The following is a 20760-nucleotide window of genomic DNA, read 5'->3' on the forward strand; positions in this document are numbered from 1 at the left end:
TATCATGAAAGAGAAAATAAGGGAAACGGCAACGGATATGTTCCTGAACTATGGGTTCAAGAGTGTCACCATGGACGATATAGCAAATACCATGGGCATCTCCAAAAAGACCATTTATTCAGAGTACAGCAACAAAACTGCCTTGGTCGAAGATTGTGTCATGGGCAAATTCTGTTCCATGAGTGATGGAATCAACGAAATAACCGAGTTGGAAAAAGACCCTATCGAAGAACTCTTTGAAATAAAAAAGTATGTCCTTGGCCATCTTAAAGACGAGAAGACATCCCCCCAATACCAGTTAATGAAGTACTATCCTAAAATCTACATGAAACTCAAGGATATGCAATTTGAAATGATGCAGCACTGTGTCACTTCAAATATTCAAAGGGGTATGGAAATGGGGCTCTATAGACCCAACTTGGATGTTGAGTTCATTGCCCGCATCTACTTTGCCGGTATGAACAGTATAAAAGACCAAGTTATGTTCCCCTTAGATCGTTTTTCCCCCATATTCTTGATGGAAACCTATTTGGAATATCACTTAAGAGGTATCGTTTCCCCGGAAGGCCGACAAAAATTAAACGAAATCATCAATTCAAATCAACAATAAATGCGCAATCAACTAATCATTTTAATTACGCTCATGGCCTTCATATTGGGCCATGGGCAGGAAGAAACCTATAGCTTTACCTTGGAGGAGGCCATTGCCTTTGCACTCGAAAACAACTATAGTGCCATCAATGCCGATAGGGACCTCATCGATGCCCAAAAACAAAAATGGGAAACCATTGCGGACGGGTTGCCGCAAATATCAGGTGCGGTCAATTACCAAAACCAATTGATACAACAAGTAGTGCAGTTGCCGGGCGAAATTGCCGGTGGTGAACCTGGAACCTTTGTGGAGGTGGTCTTTGGGCAACCCCAGCAGGTAAATGCCTCTGCTACACTACGCCAGAAAATCTTTGACGGCTCCTATATTGTAGGCGTGCAGGCGACCAAGGCCTTTTTACGTTACAGTGCCAATAACAATGAAAAAACGGCCCAAGAAGTTCGTAAAGCGGTGGTAGAATCCTATGGAAATGTCCTTTTGGCGAAAGAGAGCGTCGCAATTCTACAGCGAAACAAGGAAACCTTGGACAAAAATCTCTATGAGACCAGCAAACTGTTTGAGAACGGACTTAGTGATGAAGAAAGCGTGGACCAGCTAAAAATAACATTGTCATCCATTGAAAACCAGTTGAAGAACGCGGTACGATTGGAAGATATTACCCTGCAGATGCTGAACGTGGTCATGGGACTGGATCTGGATGCCCCAACCCAACTAAAGGAGGATTTGGAAAACCTCACCGAAGAACAAATCGACTTGGGAATCATGGAAACCGATCTGAACCTTGAAGAAAACGTGGACTATAAAATTGCCCTCAACCTCAACGAACAGCGGTATTTTGAATGGAAATTGGCCAGAAGCCGGGCCCTGCCCACCCTAAATGGTTTTGTAAGCTACGGTGCGCTTTCCTTTGGGGATCAATTTACTTTTTTTGATAGGGGCCAGGACTATTTCGAGTTTTCTTCCTTTGGCATTGATCTAAGCATCCCCATTTTTAGTTCCTTAAAGCGAAGTGCAAGCACCCAACGAGCTAAAATCGCTATGGAAAAGGCAAAGACGCAGTTAACGGAGGCAGAACAACAAATACGTCTACAATTAGAAAATGCCAAAAGCAACTACGTATTGGCCATTGAACAATACCAGACCTCCAAGGAAAACCTGGCACTTGCCGAGCGTATAGAAAACAAGAACCAAATCAAATATACGGAAGGTCTCGCCAGTAGTTTTGAGCTAAGGCAGGCGCAGACGCAATTGTATACGGCCCAACAGGAATACCTACAATTCATGGTGGACGTCATCAATAAGAAAACGGAACTGGAAATCATTCTAAACAAACAATCTTAAGCAATCAATCAATTAAACATAGTATTATGAAAAAACTACTTTTTCTGGCCATTTCACTAGGACTAGCATCCTGCGGGGGCGAAAACCAATCCGTAACGGGTGTTATAGAAAAGGGTGATCTGGAAGCGATACGGGCCAAAAAGAACGAGCTGGTAACCCAACAAAAAGAACTGGAAAGCCAATTGGCACAGTTGGATTCCGCCATATTGAAATTTGGTACGGAAGAAAAACTACCCTTGGTCAATACGATCGAAGCAAACCCCCAAGTATTCAATCACTACTTGGAACTTCAGGGCGATGTAAGCACCAAACAGAACGTGCTTATCTATCCAGAAATGGCGGGTACCTTGCAAAAAGTATACGTGAAGGAAGGGCAGCGCGTAAACAAGGGGCAGTTATTGGCGACCATAGACGATGGCGGCATGGGAAGCCAGCTTTCCCAGTTAAAGACGCAGGCAGAACTGGCCAAGACCACATTTGAAAGAAGGAAAAGGCTGTGGGACCAACAGATAGGTTCTGAAATCGAATACCTATCGGCGAAGGCCGAATTCGAGGCCAGACAGGATGCCGTAAAACAAGCGGAAAGCCAATTGGGGAAATCGTCCATCAGGGCTCCTTTTTCCGGTATCATTGACGATGTTATCAAAGATCAGGGAACCGTGGTTGCACCCGGTCCGGGTTCGGAAGTATTTCGCATTGTAAACCTTTCCGATATGTTCATAGAGGTCGATGTCCCAGAAACGTATCTGGGCGCTATATCAAAAGGCAAGGAGGCCTTGGTATATTTCCCGGTTTTGGGTGACAGCATCCAAACGGAAATCAGGGAAACAGGAAACTTTATCAATCCCGCCAACCGATCTTTTAGCGTAGAAATACCGGTCCCCAACAAGGACGGACAGATCAAACCAAACCTCACCGCCAAGGTAAACCTTAACGATTACACCAGCGAGAATGCCATCCTGATACCTTCTAGCATTATTTCAGAAAACGCGGAAGGTGATCAATATGTTTTCGTAGCAGGTAATCCCGATTCTGAAAATGAAGCGGTCGTGAAAAGAACCATAATTACCATTGGCAAAACCCAAAAGGGACAAGCAGAGGTATTATCCGGTCTGGAAGCGGGGGATCAAGTAATCAAGGAAGGTGCCAGAAGTGTAAAGGACGGCCAAAAAGTAAAAATTCAAAAGTAAGTTTCCATGAGCGATAAAGTAAAGAAAAACGCCGACAAGGAGTTTAAGCTGTCCTCCTGGGCCATTGACAACCCATCGGTCATCTATGTGATGATCGCCATTTTCCTATGGCTGGGCTTTTCGGCATATATGGCGATGCCAAGGGAGGATTTCCCGGAAATCGTGGAGACCAAGGTCTACATCAGCACCCCCTACCCCGGGAATACCGCGGAGGATATTGAACGATTGATAACGGATCCCTTGGAGGACCGACTCAAAAACGTGAGCAACGTCGTAGAAATTGTTTCCACTTCCCAAGAGGACTATGCCATCATTACGGTGGAATTCGATGAGGAAATTACCGTGGAACAGGCCAAACAGAACGTAAAGGACGAAGTGGATTCTGAGAAAGCCAGTGAGGACTGGCCCACGTTCAACGGTGCCAAAGTAGAACCAAATGTGTTCGACCTGAATTTTTCAGAGGAAGTACCCATCATGAACATCAATTTTACCGGGGACTATCCGGTGGAGCGTTTGAAGGAATTTGCCGAATATCTTCAGGATGAAATAGAGGACCTTCCGGAAATCAAAAAGGCCGATATACGCGGGGCCCAGGAAAAAGAGGTGGAGGTAGCCGTGGACATCTACAAAATGATGGCCGCCAAGATCAGCTTTCAGGATGTATTGAATGCCATCGGTAACGGAAACATGACCATATCCGCCGGAAATTTAAAGGCCAGTGGACAACGAAGAACGATCCGGGTTTTGGGGGAGATCGAAAATCCAAGTGACCTGAACAACTTTGTGGTAAAATCAGAAAACGGTGCGGTTTATTTAAAGGACATAGCACAGGTTACCTTTGAGGAAAAGGACAAAACTACGTATGCCCGGGAATTTGGGGATAATGTGGTGATGTTGGACGTGAAGAAACGTGCCGGAAGGAACGCCATTTCAGCCGCGGACAAGATCAGGGAAATCGTAAAACAGGAGCAGCAAAACTACTTTCCGGCAGATCTGCACATATCCATCGCCAACGACTCCTCCACAAGAACCTTAAACCAAGTGGACGACCTGGTGAACAATATCATTTTCGGAATCATTCTGGTGGTCACCGTATTGATGTTCTTCCTTGGGTTCAGAAACGCCCTTTTCGTTGGATTCGCCATCCCAATGTCCATGTTCATGTCCTTTATGATTCTTTCATCCTTGGGATACACCCTCAACACCATGATCCTTTTTGGGATGATCATGGGACTGGGTATGTTGGTGGACAATGGTATTGTGGTGGTGGAAAACGTATACCGACTCATGGACGAGGGTATGCCCAAAATAGAGGCTGCCAAAAAGGGTATTGGTGAAATCGCCTATCCCATTATTATTTCAACGGCAACCACGGTAGCGGCCTTCGTTCCGCTAGGACTATGGCCCGGAATCTTTGGTCAGTTCATGAAGTATTTTCCTATAACGCTATCCGTAGTATTGGGATCATCCTTGGTTGTGGCCATTTTTATGAACTCCATGTTGGTGTCCCAATTCATGAATACCAGTGAAAAGGAACTTACCAAAAAACAGTTGATCCGTTTGAGCATCATCTTAGGTGGGTTTGGTGCCCTAATATTGATTTTTGGTGGAGCCATGCGCGGATTGGGTTCAGTATTGATCTTAACCGGAATCATGTTTTGGGTCTACAAATATGTAATTAAGGGAGCTGCGCAGAGATTTCAAAAGAACACTATGTCCCGTTTTGAGGATTGGTACGAGAGACGTCTAGAGCATGCTTTACGGGGCAAAAACGTGTACTGGTATTTTGGCCTCACCTTTCTTTTGTTGATTGCGGTATTCATGCTCTTTGGCGTGTCGTTGGGCACCGGCAGGACCAAGGTGGAATTTTTCCCGGACAACATTCCCAATGAAATCTATGTCTACATAGAATACCCAGAAGGCACGGCGATCGAAAAAACCAACGAGATTACCAAGGAAGTCGAAAAACAGGTCTACGGACTTATGGACGACCCGGCCTACAAAAAGAACGGGGAGAACTTCATCGTAACCTCGGCCGTATCGGTAGTGGGGGAAGGTGCTGGAAACCCCTTGACGGACGGTGGTTCGTCCGCAGAAATGCCGCACAAAGGCAAAGTGACCGTAAACTTTGCGGAATTCAAATACCGTGACGGCGTGAATACGGAGGATATCCGTGCCAAGGTTCAGGAGGCCGTAGCGGGAATTTATCCCGGTGTAGCCATATCCGTTGAAAAAGAAGCCAACGGTCCGCCAGCGGGCCCTCCCATCAACATTGAATTGGAAGGCAGGGATTACGATCAGTTGATAAGCACTGCAGAGGACATTCGAAATTTCTTAAACACCAAGAACATTGAAGGTATCGAGGAACTGAAAATCGATGTCAACAAGAGCAAGCCAGCCATGCGCGTGAACGTGGACCGTGAAAAGGCCGGGGAACTGGGCGTGGCCGTGGGCCAGGTAGGGAACCAATTGCGCCGATCGCTTTTTGGCGAAAAGGCCGGGGTCTATAAGGAAGACGGGGAGGATTACGACATCAATGTTCGTTTCAACGAAAATCTTAGATATAATAAAAGTGCGCTGTTCAACCAGAACATCATTTTTAGGGATCCCGCAAGCGGACAGATCAAGGAAGTTCCCATCTCCGCCGTTGCCAAGGAAACCAATACTTCCGGTTTCAGTGCGATCAAACACCGTGATGGCAACCGCGTGGTTACCGTTTACTCGGGGTTAAAAGCCGGGGGGAACGCCGCGGCCATCGTTGCCCAGATCCAGGAGGAAATGAAGCAGTTTGAGGGCATGCCGGAAAATATAAAAGTGGATTACACCGGGGAGATCGAGGAACAGAACAAGCAACAGATGTTCTTGATTGGTGCCTTTTTCTCCGGACTTGGACTCATCATGTTGATATTGATATTCCAATTTGGGGGGATTTCAAAACCCTTAATTATTATGATCGCCATTTTCCTAAGCTTTATTGGAGTGTTTGGTGGATTGATGATTACCGGTTGGTCCTTTGTGATTATGATGACCATGATGGGAATTATATCCTTGGCAGGTATTGTGGTGAACAACGGCGTGGTACTGCTGGATTATACCCAGATTTTGGTAGACCGAAAAAAGGTAAAATTGGGCATGGACGACAAGGACCTTTTGACCTTGCCCGAAGCTACCGAAGCCATCGTTAAGGGAGGTAAGGCACGTTTGCGCCCCGTAATCTTGACCGCTATTACCACCGTGTTGGGATTGATCCCTTTGGCCATTGGTTTGAATATCGATTTCTTTGCCCTCTTTTCAGAGTTTAACCCGCATATTTACATTGGTGGGGATAACGTGGTGTTCTGGGGACCCTTGGCATGGACGGTTATTTTCGGCCTATTGGTAGCCACCTTCTTGACCTTGATCATTGTACCGGTATTGTTCAATATCGTTTACCGAATTAAAATCAAGTTAAGGGGTCTTCGTTCAACAGAAGATAAAAAAGAGACAATGATTTCTGAATAGTATTATAAATGGCACGCAACAAAAAAGCCCGATACAAAAGTATCGGGCTTTTTATTTTTTTAAAAGGAGACACTAGTTGGTCACGACGGACTCCTTCACATTCATTTTTTCTACACTGGCGATTTTGTTGTTGTCAAAACTAACTTCTTTAACAATTTCACCTTCCCAAAACAACCACTTACCGGTCTTAACACCTTTATCGTAGTTACCCATGGCAATTTTTTCGCCTTTGGTATCGTACATAATCCATTCTCCCTGTAATTTTTCGTTCAGGAAAAAACCTTGTTGGGAAATTTCCCCATTGGCATGAAAATAGGTCGCTTTTACCTGATCACCTACTTTTTCAAACTTGGGAGCTATCTGTTGCGCATTTACACCAAAGGAAAGTGCTAAAATGGCGATTATTAGTAAACGTTTCATCTGTTTATATTTTTAAATAAGTATCTTCAACATAACATTAACGTTACAAATGTAGCATTATTTTACCATAAATCAATATTTAGGTAACATTTACTTAACATTAAATTTACATTTAAACGATAGACGTCTGTTTTTTAGATACTTACAATGTTAACTTTAACAATTATACCCTTCCTTACATTTTAAAAAAGGGATGGAATAAATAAATTTCTAATCAACAAAGACTTCTTAAATTTGCCCTTTCTTTTATAAACCGATACTTATGTACAGAAGCCATACCTGTGGGGAATTAAGGGATTCACATATAAATACCGATGTTGTTTTGTCCGGTTGGGTGCACAAGACCCGTGACAAGGGATTTGTGGTTTGGGTGGACCTACGCGACCGATATGGGATTACCCAATTGGTATTTGATCAGGACCGCACTTCTGCAGAACTCTTGGAAAACGCCCGAAACCTAGGTAGGGAATTCGTTATCCAAGTAAAGGGATCGGTCATTGAAAGGGCTTCCAAAAACGATAAGATCCCTACAGGGAATATTGAGGTACTGGTAAAGGAACTAACTGTACTTAACACCTCCAAAACTCCACCTTTTACCATCGAGAACGATACGGATGGCGGTGAGGATCTTCGCATGAAATACAGATATCTGGACATTCGCCGAAATCCGGTAAAAAACAACCTCATCTTTCGAAGCAAGGTTACCATGGAGGTGCGAAAGTACCTTTCGCAACAAGGATTTATAGAGGTAGAGACTCCCTATTTGATAAAATCCACCCCAGAGGGCGCACGTGATTTCGTAGTGCCCAGCCGTATGAACGAAGGTCAGTTCTATGCCCTTCCGCAGTCCCCACAGACCTTTAAGCAATTATTAATGGTGGGCGGCATGGACAAATATTTCCAGATCGTAAAGTGTTTTAGGGACGAAGACCTCAGGGCGGATAGACAACCGGAGTTTACTCAGATAGATTGTGAAATGGCCTTTGTGGAGCAGGAAGATATTTTGAACGTCTTTGAGGGACTGACCCGTTACCTTTTAAAGGAAATCAACGGGGTGGAAGTAGATACCTTCCCCCGAATTACCTATGACGAGGCCATGGAAAAATATGGGAACGATAAACCGGACATCCGTTTTGGGATGGAATTCGGGGAATTGAACGAGGTGGCCCAACATAAAGACTTTAATGTATTCAACAATGCCGAACTGGTCGTTGGTATAGCCGTGCCCGGTGGAAACGCCTATACCAGAAAGGAAATAGACCAGCTGATTGACTGGGTCAAAAGACCACAAGTTGGGGCATTGGGAATGGTCTACTGCCGTTGCAACGAAGATGGTAGCTACAAATCATCTGTAGACAAGTTTTACGACCAAGAGGACCTTGCCAAATGGGCTAAAGTGACGGGCGCCAATCCAGGAGATTTGATTTGCGTACTATCTGGGGAAACACATAAAACACGTACCCAATTGAGTGCCCTCCGTATGGAATTGGCACAACAATTAGGCTTGCGGAAATCCAATGAGTTTGCACCTTTATGGGTCGTTGATTTCCCGTTGTTGGAACTGGATGAGGAAACCGGACATTACCATGCCATGCACCATCCATTCACCTCCCCAAAACCGGGGCAATTGGAGTTGTTGGATTCAGACCCGGCGGCGGTCCGCGCCAATGCCTACGATTTGGTGTTGAACGGGAACGAAATTGGAGGAGGTTCCATTCGTATCCATGACAAGGAGACCCAATCTATTATGTTCAAGCATTTAGGATTTACCCCAGAGGAGGCCAAGGCACAGTTCGGGTTTTTGATGGATGCCTTCCAGTATGGTGCACCGCCCCATGGGGGAATCGCCTTTGGCTTGGACCGATTGGTAGCCATTTTAGGCGGACAGGAAACCATCCGTGATTTTATTGCTTTCCCTAAAAACAACAGCGGTAGGGACGTTATGATCGATGCTCCTGCCCCCATTGACAATGCGCAGTTGGAGGAATTGCATTTGAAGTTGTATCTTTAACAGACACGATTGTCATCCTGAACGCAGTGAAGTATCTATTGTTGGAACAAATTCCCAAAGAAATTCAGGTCATTGTTGGGAGTACTAGACACACAACGGATTCTTCGTTCCGCTGCGCTCCACTTAGAATGAACTGTGCTTAAAAACAAGTATCGGAATTAAACACTATTTAAATACCTTTGAACGTTCCTTCAATTCAAGGTATTACTATGCCAACCCAAAACAAATCATTCTTAAAGCGTTTGCTCATTTGGAGGTACAAGCATATTTCCGAAAAGACCTTCATCTACATCCTCAGCGTTGTAGTAGGGCTGTTGGCGGGCCTGGCATCGGTCACACTAAAAAACATCACCTATTTTATTGAGGCCTCCCTGGAACGAGGCATCATCTTCTCCAGTAACCAATTGTATTTTATACTGCCGATTATCGGGTTGACCTTGGTATATCTCTACGTTAAGTTTGTGCACAAGGAACGCTTGAAACACGCCGTGTCCTCCATCCTGTTCTCCCTTTCCAAAAAGAAAGGCATCATTGACCGAAAACAGATTCTGACCCAACTGGTGGCCGCACCCCTGACCGTTGGTTTTGGAGGGTCGGTTGGACTTTTGGGGCCCGCCGTAGCTTCGGGAGCGGCCATTAGCTCCAATTTGGGCCGATTGTTCCACATCAGTGCCAAGACCCGCTCGTTATTGATCGCCTGTGCATCGGCAGGTGCCATCGCCTCCATATTTCAATCGCCCATCGCGGCCATCATATTCGCGGTAGAAGTCTTTAGCATGGACCTTACCATGATCTCCATGCTGCCCCTGCTATTGGCATCCATTTCGGGGGTGCTTACCTCCTACTTCTTTTTGGGCAACGAGGTATTGTTCACCTTCAATATTTCACGTGCCTTTGCGGTGAAGGATACGCTTTTTTACATCGTTCTGGGGATTGGGACGGGAGTAGCCTCCATCTATTTTACCAAAATGTACTTTGGCATCCTGCACTTGTTCAAACCGCTAAAAAGTCCCAAATACCGACTCCTGGTGGGCGGACTCGCCATAGGCATCATGCTGTACATGATTCCACCACTTTACGGGGAAGGTTTCAGCTTTATAAACAACCTATTGCTCGGCGACCATATACAGGCCCTTGGAAAGACACCTTTTGACGCCTTCCTGGACAATATTTGGGTGGTCATCGCCCTATTGTTCGGTATTACCATTTTCAAGGCCGTGGCCATGACCACTACCTTGGCGGCCGGCGGCGCGGGGGGAATCTTCATACCCACCATGGTGATGGGAAGTGCCTTGGGCAACGTGGTGGCGAAGGTCATTAACAATCTGGGATTGGGCTTCTCGGTTTCGGAGAGTAATTTTACGCTCATTGGCATGGCCGGACTCATCGCCGGGGTGTTGCACGCGCCCCTTACAGCGATTTTCCTCATTGCGGAAATCACAGGAGGCTACGGTCTCTTCGTTCCACTGATGATTACGGCATCCATCTCCTACCTGATTACAAAAAACACCATAGACTATACGATCTATACCCGGGAACTTGCCGAACGCGGCGACCTCCTCACCCATAACAAGGACAAGGCCGTGCTGACACTCATGCAGTTGGACGACCTCATTGAGATGAACTTTAAAAAGGTGGACCAACACATGACCTTGGGCGAAATGCTCCATGAATCCGTGGCCAAGTCTACCCGAAATATCTTCCCCGTAGTGGATAGCCAAGAAGCCTTGGTGGGCATTATCCTGCTGGACGATATACGGGAGTTTATGTTCGATACCACCCTATACAAAAGCACCAAGGTCATCACCTTTATGCAAAAGCCCCCGGAAATCATCTTTTACGGGCAGGACAAGATGCAGGCGATCATGCAAAAGTTCCAGGATAGCGGGGCATGGAACCTGCCCGTGGTCAAGGACGGCAAATATCTGGGCTTTGTCTCCAAGTCCAAATTGTTGACGGCCTACCGTAGGGAACTCATTAACTTTACGGGGAACTAAGGTTTTAGTCTTAGTTCGGCAAATTTGGTATACACCTATTTAAACTAGTTTCCACAGACCAACCTTGACTTTAATCTATTGCAGCGTTCATCTGTTTTATACCTTTATTGGGGTATATAGATGTATTTTACATCCATATAAACAAGTTGGCAGCTATTTCAAAAATGACCGATAAAAAGACAATCAAAATCTTATCATTTACGCTAATCCTTTTTTTATGCAAAGCCTGTTTTTTGGACAGTGGAAAAGTAAAATTCATTAATGATTTTGACCTAAAACTTAAAGGAGAGGTCATAAGCGTTACGGAAAATAACTACAATCATTATCTAGTATGCTTAAAGGTTATTGAATCAAATAAAAAAGAATATTTTCCATTATTTGAACCTTTTAAAAAGGAAGGAAATAGAAAAAGTAATTTGGAAAAAAGGTATTTTATAAAAGTTCAAGATAGTTTGGCTTTAATTATATTGTATAATGGAGAAGCTGGGCAAAAAATATTACATAATAAAATCAGAGATAAATCCATTCTGGAAATAAATATGGACGGAGAAAAAACCTATGATATCTATAATCAGAAAACTGGAGAATTTATCGGAGGGAGAAAAATATCTACATCCCCTCTACGGAACAGCATCGAAATAAGCTGTTTAAATGGAAAATAAAAACAGCTGCCAACACTGACTATAATTCATTGTTCCCTCCTGCCTTGAACTAAATTCCCTATTTTTAAGAAAACAAATAACTAAGGGAATGATTTCGTCCTGCGGTCTTGGCTCGCTGGAAAATCGCACCGGCCAACGCCGTCGCTCGCTAGCCGCCAGCCACAACGAAATCATAGCCGAGAACCGTTGTGCTTCATTCACAAAATTCCGATGGAGTTGTGAAATTTCAGTAAATTTGAAAGAAAGGTATCAAAATGGACATCAAAACATCTAAAATAGAACTTGTCAAAATGATATTGAATATCGACAATGACAACTTTATCAAAAAAGTAACCGACTTCATAAATAATGAGAAATCGGACTTTTGGAATGAATTGACCGAATCTGAGCAAGCGGAAATCAAAAAAGGAATCGAACAGTTGGATAATGGAAAACGGACTTCGTTTAAAGACGTGCTTAAAAAGATTTCTTGATGGAAGTTTTCATTTCGGAACTTGCCGAATACAAATTGAAAAGACTTACCGAATATTTATTGGAGGAATGGGGTTATAAGGTTAAAAAAGATTTTCTAGATAAATTGACAGCAAAAATCGAACAGATATCAGAATATCCTGAAAGCTGCAAAAAATCAAGGGAATTTGGGGGAATCTATAAATGTGTTGTCACAAAACATACGACTTTTTTCTACCGTGTAAATTTTAAACAAAAAGAAATAGAAGTTATCACATTGTTTGACACAAGACAAGACCCTAATAAACTAAAACAGCAATTGAAATAAGAACGAAAGAAAAACAAAGAACTGAGTTAAAATCCATTCCTGTATACTTTACCAAGAAAATTCGACAAACATTTGCCCACTATGTTCACCCTAGCACAAATAGAACTAGCCCACGCGAACGTCAAAACAGGAGCCGACTTCCCAAAATATATTCAGGAAATTAAGCAACTTGGGGTCGTTTCCTTCGAAACTTGGGTTACCGATAGCCACACCCACTATTTTGGCAAAAATGGGTTTCAAACCCGCTCGGAACCAAAATACGACCCTTTGGCTATTGCGGAGGCTTTCCAAAAAGAACAATTTGCCCAATACCTTTCATCGCACCAGAAAGGGGAAATGGATTATGTTGCCTTTTGCAACCATTGTGCGGAAACAGGTGTTGAAAAATGGATTGTAGACCTTCTAAAATTGACCTGCACCTATTATGATAAAGCCGGAAATGCAGTTCTAGTGGAAGCCATACCCATTGCCCAATAAGAATCAGTATCTGTACGTGCCAAAAAATGATTCCCCCGCGCTGGCGCGAGCATCTTGCTCGTGCCTAAACCTAATATACAACTAACCCCAACACAAGCGTGACGCTTGCGCTAGCGAGGGATTTGTATAATAAGCGAAATACCGCTTGCAAAAGGAGATTTTTAAGAATCAAGCTATTGACCTAATTTTAAAGGTATGGATATATACTGTAAACCCGATTGCGGAAATTCACCAAAAAGGGAATTGGTAAAACAACTCACCCAATACTTTGCGGCCTATGATCTTGAGAAGGCCATGCAGTTTATGGCTACGGATGTCGTTTGGACCTTGGTGGGCGATATCCCAATACAAGGAAAGGAAGCATTTAAATCGGCTTTGGAGGAAATGGGCACCAATAAAACGAAGGAGCTTACCATACACGGGATCGTGACGCACGGAAAAGAAGCTGCCGTACATGGCGAAATGTTGATTGAGGATGACAATAGGTTCGGTTTCTCGGATTTTTATGAGTTTACCAGTGCCAAGGCTTCCACGGTAAAATCCATTCGGTCATACGTCGTTCCCATACACCAGATTTAATCGGTTTACCCTACATTGGATAGTTGTCACGAAGCGTTCTCTTTGCTTCGGCTGTATTTGTATGCAAAGTCGGGCATCAAAAAAAAACACGGTATATTTTGAACCGATAGAAATGCTTACATTTAAACGGGCCGAACATTCCCCCTAAACAACCACCACCTTATGAAAAAAATACTACTGTTTTTACTGCTGATACTGATTGTCATTGCAAGCATTTTGGTCTTTAACACCCTACAAATGGGCTCCAAACAAGTGGCCCCAGGCACTGCCGAAACTATAGAGCTCCCAGATGATATCTTTCAAAACCTTTCGAAGGGACTGCAATACGAGACCATTTCCTTTAGCGAGGACGCCATTCCGGACTCGACCGCCTTTTTTGGCTTTCACAGGTATTTGGAAGAAACCTTTCCCCTAGTGCATAAAAATCTTTCCCTTGAGAAAATAAATACCTATAGCCTGCTATACACCTGGAAAGGCTCCGATGCTTCCAAGAAGCCGCTTATTTTAATGTCGCACCAAGATGTGGTTCCCGTGGACCAGCCCACACTCGCGGACTGGGAGGCAGGGCCTTTTGCCGGTACGATTACGGATACCCACGTCATTGGCCGTGGCACCTTGGACGACAAGGGCACTTTGATCGGTCTTATGGAGGCCGTGGAAAAACTGCTGGAGGAGTCCTTTGTACCCTCCCAGACGATATATTTGGCCTTTGGGCACGATGAGGAAGTTGGGGGCAGCAAAGGTGCCGCCGAAATCGCAAAGCATTTAAAATCGAAAGGCGTTACCGCGGCCATGGCCTTGGATGAAGGCGGATTTTTGGCGGAGAACCTAGTTCCCGGTATTGAAACCGTAGCCATGGTCAACCTGGCCGAAAAGGGATTTGCCTCCTTTCGGTTGATCGTAGAGACCAACGGTGGCCATAGCTCCCAACCTCCAAAAGAGAACACAATAGGAATGCTCGCTCAGGCAATTGTAGACTTGGAAAGCAATCAATTACCCTATAAACTAGTAAAACCTATCGACTACCAGCTTGAATATATGGGGGCAGAACTCCCGTTCTTTAAAAGAATGGCCTTCGCAAACCCTTGGCTGTTCAAGGACCCCATACTGGAGGCATTGAACGCCCACACCACTACGGCCCCTACCATTGTAAGCGGCGGCGTTAAGAACAACGTAATCCCCACGGTAGCGGAAGCGACCATCAACTTTAGGATTTTGCCCGGTGAGACGATAGCATCGGTACAGGAACATATTGAAAACACCATTTCCGATAAGATCAGGGTAGAACCTGTGGGGTTTTTGACCAATCCTTCAGAAGTATCCAGCATAGATTCAAATGCCTATAAAATTCTGGAACAGACCATACGTACCCAATTCTCGAACAGCGTAGTAGTACCTGGATTGGTGGGGGGAGGTACGGATGCACGGTATTTTTACGAAATCGCGGAGGATGTGTACCGTTTTTATCCCATTAGGTTGGGACCGGATAGCATGTCGCGTTTTCACGGAATAGACGAAAAAATCAGCAAGGATAACTACAGGGAAATCATTTCATTTTCCTACCAGCTTATCAAGAATTTCAAGTAAGGTTTTTTGATCCGACGATTTTTATCCTAACGAACCTTAGCATGCCAATAGGGATTTTGTACCGATTTGCTGCAAACCTGTGTTTTGGTAAACCCGATGGATTCCATTCCATATTTCCTAACTTTGTGCCATGCGGTACCTGATTTTACTTATCGTACTGGCTTCCTTTGGATGTATCGTTTACGGATTCAATCTGGAGGATTCGCAAGAGGCAACGGCGCACAAGTTTATTGGCGGTGGCACGGTAGGGCTTTTTTTGGTGGCCATGCCGCTGTTCTTGATCAAGGAAAGTAGGGGCAAAAAAATGAACGACTATATGCTGACCGAGGAAAACATTCGGAAAATGCAGGGGAAATCGACAAAAAACACTGAAAATCAAAGATTTCCAAAGGATAAAAAAGACTAATTATCTCCTAAGTGACCTAAAATTTGCTATTTTTAGGATATTAATTACCTAATTTTTATTGTAATGACTGGCAAAGTAAAATTTTTCAATGAATCCAAAGGTTATGGGTTTATTACCAACGACGACACGGGAAAGGACATTTTTGTCCACGCGACCGCTCTTAACGGAAAAGAGATCAGGGAAGGAGACAAAGTAGAATACGTTGAACAAGAAGGCAGAAAAGGCATAGTAGCGGGACAGGTGACCGTTCTCTAATCATAAGTATTACATTTTGCAGGAACCGGAACCACGCATTGCGTGGTTTTTTTATACGTTCATATCGACTACTTCCTTTTTTTTTCGAAAAACCGATGTAAAAGTTCAGATGCCTCGTACTCCAAAATACCTCCTACCACCTCTGTTTTTGGGTGTAAATGCGTACCCATGGCCCTAAATCCCCGTTTTGGGTCCGATGCCGCATAAACAATTTTTGAGATTTGGCTCCAAAAAAGTGCGCCACCGCACATTTGGCAAGGTTCCAAGGTAACGTACAGGGTACAATCCCTAAGGTACTTTCCCCCCAGAAAATTGGCAGCGGCGGTTATGGCCTGCATTTCCGCATGGGCCGTAACATCGTGCAGTTTTTCCGTAAGGTTATGGGCCCGGGCAATGATCCGGTCCTGGATTACGACAACGGCTCCCACGGGAATCTCGTCCTGTTCAAAGGCATGCTCGGCCTCCTGCAGGGCCTTTTTCATGAAATAGGAATCATCAAAAGGTGCGATCATATTTCAAAAATACAATAAGATATACAGGGCCACTACTATTTAAAAACAATTGTTTTGGCGTTTAAAAGAAGTATTTTTGCCACGAATTAAATCCCAATTGGACACACTCTTAGCACATATCAACGCCCCAAAGGACCTTAAAAAGCTGTCCAAGGACCAATTGGCCCAAGTGGTCCGGGAACTTAGGGAATTCATTATCGACATCGTGGCGACCAAGGAAGGGCATCTGGGCGCCAGTTTGGGCGTGGTGGAACTCACCGTGGCACTGCATTATGTTTTCAATACCCCAACGGATAAATTGATCTGGGACGTGGGACATCAGGCATACGGACATAAAATCCTTACGGGCAGAAAAGAGATATTCGGGACCAACAGACAACTCAACGGCATTAGTGGTTTTCCAAAAATGGGCGAAAGTGAATATGATGCCTTTGGGACGGGACATAGCTCCACTTCCATATCCGCCATATTGGGAATGGCCTTGGCATCCAAATTAAAGGAAGAACACCAGAGACAGCACATTGCCGTAATTGGTGATGCTTCCATTGCCAGTGGTATGGCCTTTGAAGGGCTGAATCATGCCGGGGTTACGGACACCAATATCCTTATTGTCCTCAATGACAACGCCATAGGCATAGACCCCAGCGTAGGTGCATTAAAAAAATACCTGACCAATGTAAAAAAGGGAACCGCTAAGGACGAGAACATTTTTGAATGTCTCAATTTCAATTACTCGGGTCCTATGGACGGACATGACCTAAACGCATTGATACAGGAACTGGAGCGCTTAAAAAGCCTTCCTGGCCCTAAATTGCTCCACGTTATCACAATAAAAGGAAGGGGGCTGCAAAAAGCCGAAGAAAATCAGGTAACCTATCATGCCCCTGGCAAGTTCGATAAAAATACGGGAGAACTGCTCAAAAAGAGTGATAGACCGGAGCCTTTAAAATATCAGGATGTGTTTGGGCATACCTTGGTTGCACTTGCCAACGCCAACGAAAGGATCGTGGGAATCACTCCGGCCATGCCCACGGGAAGTTCGTTAAAATATATGATGGAAGCCATCCCGGATCGGGCCTTTGATGTAGGTATTGCGGAACAACACGCCGTTACCATGGCAGCGGGAATGGCGGCAGCGGGACTCATCCCCTTTTGCAATGTATATTCCACGTTCCTACAACGTGCCTATGATCAGATCATCCACGATGTGGCCCTCCAAAATATACCGGTCATTTTTTGTTTGGACAGGGCAGGTTTGGTAGGTCAGGATGGTCCTACGCACCACGGAGCCTTTGATATTGCCTACTTGCGATGTATTCCCAACATGGTCCTATGCGCCCCATTGAACGAAGTGGAGCTGCGCAACATCATGTATACTGCCCAATTGGGATTGGAAAACCCCATTGCCATTCGGTATCCGCGTGGGAGAGGCGTATTGTTGGATTGGGAGCGGCCCTTTGAAGAAATGGAAATCGGTACGGCCCTTGAATTGAAAAAAGGAACGAACCTTGCCATCCTCAGTACGGGCACTATAGGCAACAGCATTACACAGGTGCTAAAAGAAATCACGAACGACCAAAGCGTAGGTCATTACCACTTTCCGTTTATCAAACCTTTGGACACGAAACGCATCCATCAAATACTAAAAAATTATGGGCACATCATAACGGTAGAGGATGGATCGGCCATAGGTGGTTTTGGAAGTGGTATCCTTGAAGTGGCAAACGATTTGGGCTGTCCAAAAGAAATAAAAGTCTTTGGCATCCCCGATGTATTCATACCACACGGCACCCAAGAAGAATTATACCAATTGGCACAAATCGATATTCAATCAATACGAACCTATATTGAGAGACTTTTATGAAAGACGTTTTTTTCCATAAATTCAAAGTATTATACTATATAGTATTTTTCATTTCTGTTACCGCCTATTCCCAGGATACGATACCATCCCCCATAGTTGCAGATACCGTTGTAATCGATACAACGGTGGTGGACACAATCGTCATCCGCAAGACACAGGAGAAAATAAGACATGTACCTAGGGGGGTGAATTTGATGAACCCGGTTATCTCCTTTAAACGCACAAAGGCATTAAAGGACAAGTACGACCCTTTTCGCGTACCATCTTTTTGGACGAAGGAAAACCTGTTGGGCATCAACTTGAGCGAGGTGGCTTTTGTCAATTGGAATGCGGGTGGTGACAATGCCATTAGTGGGCTGAGTTTTTTAAAGCTCGTACGGGACTATAAGTTCCGGTATTTTAAGTGGGACAATATCGTTGAACTTCGGTATGGCCTCAACGCCCAGGAAGGACGTCAAATACGAAAGACCGAGGATGTGATCCGACTAAGCTCAAACGTTGGCTACAGGAGGGACACCATCAGCAATTGGTATTATTCCGTGCAGCTTAACTTCAATACCCAATTTTCGAACGGTTATAAATATCCGGATAGGGACAATCCCATATCACGTTTTATGGCTCCCGGATATTTCTTTTTCGGTGCCGGTACTTCCTATATCAGCAAAAACCAGAAGTTCAATCTTTACATGTCGCCCATCACCCAAAAATCCACCTTTGTCCTTGATCAGGATTTGGCAGACAGAGGTTCCTTTGGTGTGGAAAAGGCCATTTTGGATGCAAATGGCAATGTAATTACACCCGGGGAAAACCACCGGTTGGAGCTTGGAATTCTGATTACGCACAAATGGGACTTCAATATTGCCACAAACATCGACGCCAATAGTCGGTTAAACCTCTATACCGATTATCTAAAGAGTTTTGGTAATGTGGACGTGGATTGGGAACTGAACATAAAAATGAGGGTGAACAAATACATTCTTACCACCTTGGGCACACATATCATCTATGACGATGACATCCTGTTTGACGAAATCCAAAACGATGCAGGTATCGTTGTGGATCCCGGCATACCCAAAATACAGTTCAAACAAGTGCTGGGTGTGGGAGTGGCTGTTGACTTCTAAAGCTGTTTTCCCGTTATTTTGTTATGGATATGCACGGCGGAACTGTCCGACAGACTAGCAACATAGCAACAGGTATTCAGCAGTATTTCATAAAGGGAAAGGTCCGTCCTTCTGTAAAATTCCGGCAAGGTCTCCAGCAACAAGTGATGGTAATTGGATGCCGTAAGGTTCCTTTTTTTAACCAGGGCATCGGTATATACCTCTAGGATATCGGCAATGATCTTATATCCGGCAATCTCTTTTTCAATAACTTCCTGAGCCTTGTAAACCTTCTCTACACTCAAGCTAATAATATCCTTAATTTGAGCGTCGTATTTGCTTTTATCCATGAGAGAAGTATCCATGATACCATAGAGTATATTCTCCTCATTGTCCATAAAAATGGATACGGCATCCTGAATGAGCGTGTTTATGGCCAAGGCCCTTAAGTAACTGATGCGGTCTTCCTTATACTTAAGGGTATTATACTTTTTGGTATTTATGGAATCCTTGACCAATTTTATCAGATATTCCAAGGCAAAATCCTCCGAAATCAATCCCAAATTGATACCGTCCTCAAAATCGATAATCGTATAACAAATATCGTCTGCCGCTTCCACCAAATACGTCAAGGGATGCCTGGCAAAAGAAACATCAGATCCATTTCTAGTTTGGTTCAGTCCCAAATCTTGGGCAACGTCCATAAAGGCTTCCTTTTCCGACTGGAAAAAACCAAACTTTTTATCGGAAATATGTTTTGTAGGTTTCTTGGGCAAGGATTCCTTAGGATATTTCATAAAGGCCCCTAAGGTCGCGTAGCTCAAACGAAGGCCGCCAGAAACACCTTCCCTATCCTGGGTCAATAATTTAAAGCCATTGGCATTCCCTTCAAAATCAATGATGTCCTGGTATTCCTTTGGACGTAGGTGCTCCTTGAAAATACGCCCATTACCGTTCTTGAAATACTCGCCAATGGCCTTTTCCCCGCTATGTCCAAAAGGAGGATTGCCTATATCATGGGCCAAAGCGGCCGCGGCGACGATCGCCCCAAAATCATTAAACTTATATCCGTGGATTTCGCTTAAGTGCGGGTGTTTCTCCAAAATTTTTTGACCGGCCAACCTGCCTAGGCTCCTGCCCACAACGGAAACTTCCAAGCTATGCGTCAATCGGGTATGTACAAAGTCGGTTTTGGACAACGGAATCACCTGGGTTTTGTCCTGTAAGCTTCTAAAAGCTGCGGAGAAAATGATTCGGTCATAATCTACATCAAAGCCCAAACGGGTCTCGTTCTGTTCATTCCTGATGCGTTTATTGACATCGCCCTTCCTGCGCAAGGACAGTAATTGCTCCCAATTCATGATGCTTGTTTAATCCACGCAAGATACATTTTTTGTGATGTAGAACGATGAAAAGAAAATAAAACGGGACGGAAATCAACCAATATCTTAACCTTAATAAAATAAA

Annotated in this window: 19 protein-coding genes; 16 read left to right on the forward strand and 3 right to left on the reverse strand. The window is 44.3% G+C overall.

The annotated features are described in order from the left end of the window. Window positions 1–4: 4 nt before the first annotated feature. Genes FEK29_RS00435 through FEK29_RS00450 form a run of 4 tightly spaced genes read left to right on the forward strand, consistent with a single transcriptional unit; the run spans window position 5 to window position 6642 of the window. Window positions 5–610, forward strand: coding sequence for a TetR/AcrR family transcriptional regulator (locus FEK29_RS00435; protein WP_138256435.1), 606 nt, complete (start codon window positions 5–7; stop codon window positions 608–610). Next, on the forward strand, window positions 611–1951 hold the full coding sequence (locus FEK29_RS00440; protein WP_138256436.1) for a TolC family protein: 1341 nt from the start codon (window positions 611–613) through the stop codon (window positions 1949–1951). 26 nt (window positions 1952–1977) lie between these two features. Continuing rightward, on the forward strand, window positions 1978–3141 hold the full coding sequence (locus FEK29_RS00445; RefSeq protein WP_138256437.1) for an efflux RND transporter periplasmic adaptor subunit: 1164 nt from the start codon (window positions 1978–1980) through the stop codon (window positions 3139–3141). Between the two features lie 6 nt (window positions 3142–3147). After that, a complete protein-coding gene (locus FEK29_RS00450) occupies window positions 3148–6642 on the forward strand; it encodes an efflux RND transporter permease subunit (RefSeq protein WP_138256438.1) in 3495 nt (1164 codons plus the stop codon). Window positions 6643–6714: 72 nt separating this feature from the next. Here the strand turns inward: FEK29_RS00450 and FEK29_RS00455 are convergent, their stop codons facing one another. Then, window positions 6715–7062: a toxin-antitoxin system YwqK family antitoxin gene (locus tag FEK29_RS00455; RefSeq protein WP_138256439.1), complete on the reverse strand. Its 348-nt coding sequence runs from the start codon at window positions 7060–7062 to the stop codon at window positions 6715–6717. A 262-nt stretch (window positions 7063–7324) separates the two neighbouring features. On the opposite strand from FEK29_RS00455, the gene aspS reads away from it, so the two are divergent. From aspS to FEK29_RS00505, 10 genes are all read left to right on the forward strand, one after another. Next, window positions 7325–9073: an aspartate--tRNA ligase gene (gene aspS, locus FEK29_RS00460; protein WP_138256440.1), complete on the forward strand. Its 1749-nt coding sequence runs from the start codon at window positions 7325–7327 to the stop codon at window positions 9071–9073. Window positions 9074–9282: 209 nt separating this feature from the next. Then, window positions 9283–11070: a chloride channel protein gene (locus FEK29_RS00465; RefSeq protein WP_138256441.1), complete on the forward strand. Its 1788-nt coding sequence runs from the start codon at window positions 9283–9285 to the stop codon at window positions 11068–11070. Between the two features lie 146 nt (window positions 11071–11216). Further along, complete coding sequence (locus FEK29_RS00470) at window positions 11217–11732, forward strand: hypothetical protein (protein ID WP_161595293.1); 516 nt, start codon at window positions 11217–11219, stop codon at window positions 11730–11732. A gap of 254 nt (window positions 11733–11986) precedes the next feature. Beyond that, complete coding sequence (locus FEK29_RS00475) at window positions 11987–12205, forward strand: hypothetical protein (RefSeq protein ID WP_138256443.1); 219 nt, start codon at window positions 11987–11989, stop codon at window positions 12203–12205. Further along, window positions 12205–12510, forward strand: a complete 306-nt coding sequence (locus FEK29_RS00480; RefSeq protein WP_138256444.1) for a type II toxin-antitoxin system RelE/ParE family toxin — start codon at window positions 12205–12207, stop codon at window positions 12508–12510. Before FEK29_RS00475 ends, FEK29_RS00480 begins: the two co-directional genes overlap by 1 nt. 81 nt (window positions 12511–12591) lie before the next feature. Then, window positions 12592–12987, forward strand: a complete 396-nt coding sequence (locus FEK29_RS00485) for a DUF1398 domain-containing protein (protein ID WP_138256445.1) — start codon at window positions 12592–12594, stop codon at window positions 12985–12987. Between the two features lie 195 nt (window positions 12988–13182). After that, the gene (locus FEK29_RS00490) at window positions 13183–13566 is read left to right on the forward strand and encodes a nuclear transport factor 2 family protein (protein ID WP_138256446.1); all 384 of its coding nucleotides are present in this window, start codon (window positions 13183–13185) and stop codon (window positions 13564–13566) included. A 162-nt stretch (window positions 13567–13728) separates the two neighbouring features. Beyond that, complete coding sequence (locus tag FEK29_RS00495; protein ID WP_138256447.1) at window positions 13729–15153, forward strand: M20 family peptidase; 1425 nt, start codon at window positions 13729–13731, stop codon at window positions 15151–15153. 130 nt (window positions 15154–15283) lie between these two features. Further along, window positions 15284–15559 (forward strand): hypothetical protein, encoded by a 276-nt coding sequence (locus tag FEK29_RS00500; RefSeq protein WP_138256448.1) that lies wholly within the window; start codon window positions 15284–15286, stop codon window positions 15557–15559. Between the two features lie 63 nt (window positions 15560–15622). Beyond that, window positions 15623–15814 carry a cold-shock protein gene (locus FEK29_RS00505; RefSeq protein WP_138256449.1) on the forward strand — a complete coding sequence of 64 codons (192 nt, stop codon included), beginning with the start codon at window positions 15623–15625 and terminating at the stop codon, window positions 15812–15814. Window positions 15815–15882: 68 nt separating this feature from the next. On the opposite strand, the gene FEK29_RS00510 is transcribed toward FEK29_RS00505, so the two are convergent. Then, complete coding sequence (locus FEK29_RS00510) at window positions 15883–16326, reverse strand: nucleoside deaminase (RefSeq protein WP_138256450.1); 444 nt, start codon at window positions 16324–16326, stop codon at window positions 15883–15885. A gap of 76 nt (window positions 16327–16402) precedes the next feature. Here FEK29_RS00510 and FEK29_RS00515 point away from each other — a divergent pair, with 76 nt between their 5' ends. Both FEK29_RS00515 and FEK29_RS00520 read left to right on the forward strand, forming a co-directional pair. Further along, complete coding sequence (locus FEK29_RS00515) at window positions 16403–18190, forward strand: 1-deoxy-D-xylulose-5-phosphate synthase (RefSeq protein WP_240042623.1); 1788 nt, start codon at window positions 16403–16405, stop codon at window positions 18188–18190. Next, window positions 18187–19314 (forward strand): DUF3078 domain-containing protein, encoded by a 1128-nt coding sequence (locus FEK29_RS00520; protein ID WP_138256451.1) that lies wholly within the window; start codon window positions 18187–18189, stop codon window positions 19312–19314. Before FEK29_RS00515 ends, FEK29_RS00520 begins: the two co-directional genes overlap by 4 nt. On the opposite strand, the gene dgt is transcribed toward FEK29_RS00520, so the two are convergent. After that, on the reverse strand, window positions 19311–20654 hold the full coding sequence (dgt, locus tag FEK29_RS00525) for a dGTP triphosphohydrolase (protein WP_138256452.1): 1344 nt from the start codon (window positions 20652–20654) through the stop codon (window positions 19311–19313). The two genes, FEK29_RS00520 and dgt, sit on opposite strands and share 4 nt — an antisense overlap. Window positions 20655–20760: the final 106 nt, after the last annotated feature.

Origin of the sequence: Maribacter aurantiacus, assembly GCF_005780245.1 — a bacterium.
GTDB lineage: Bacteria > Bacteroidota > Bacteroidia > Flavobacteriales > Flavobacteriaceae > Maribacter > Maribacter flavus.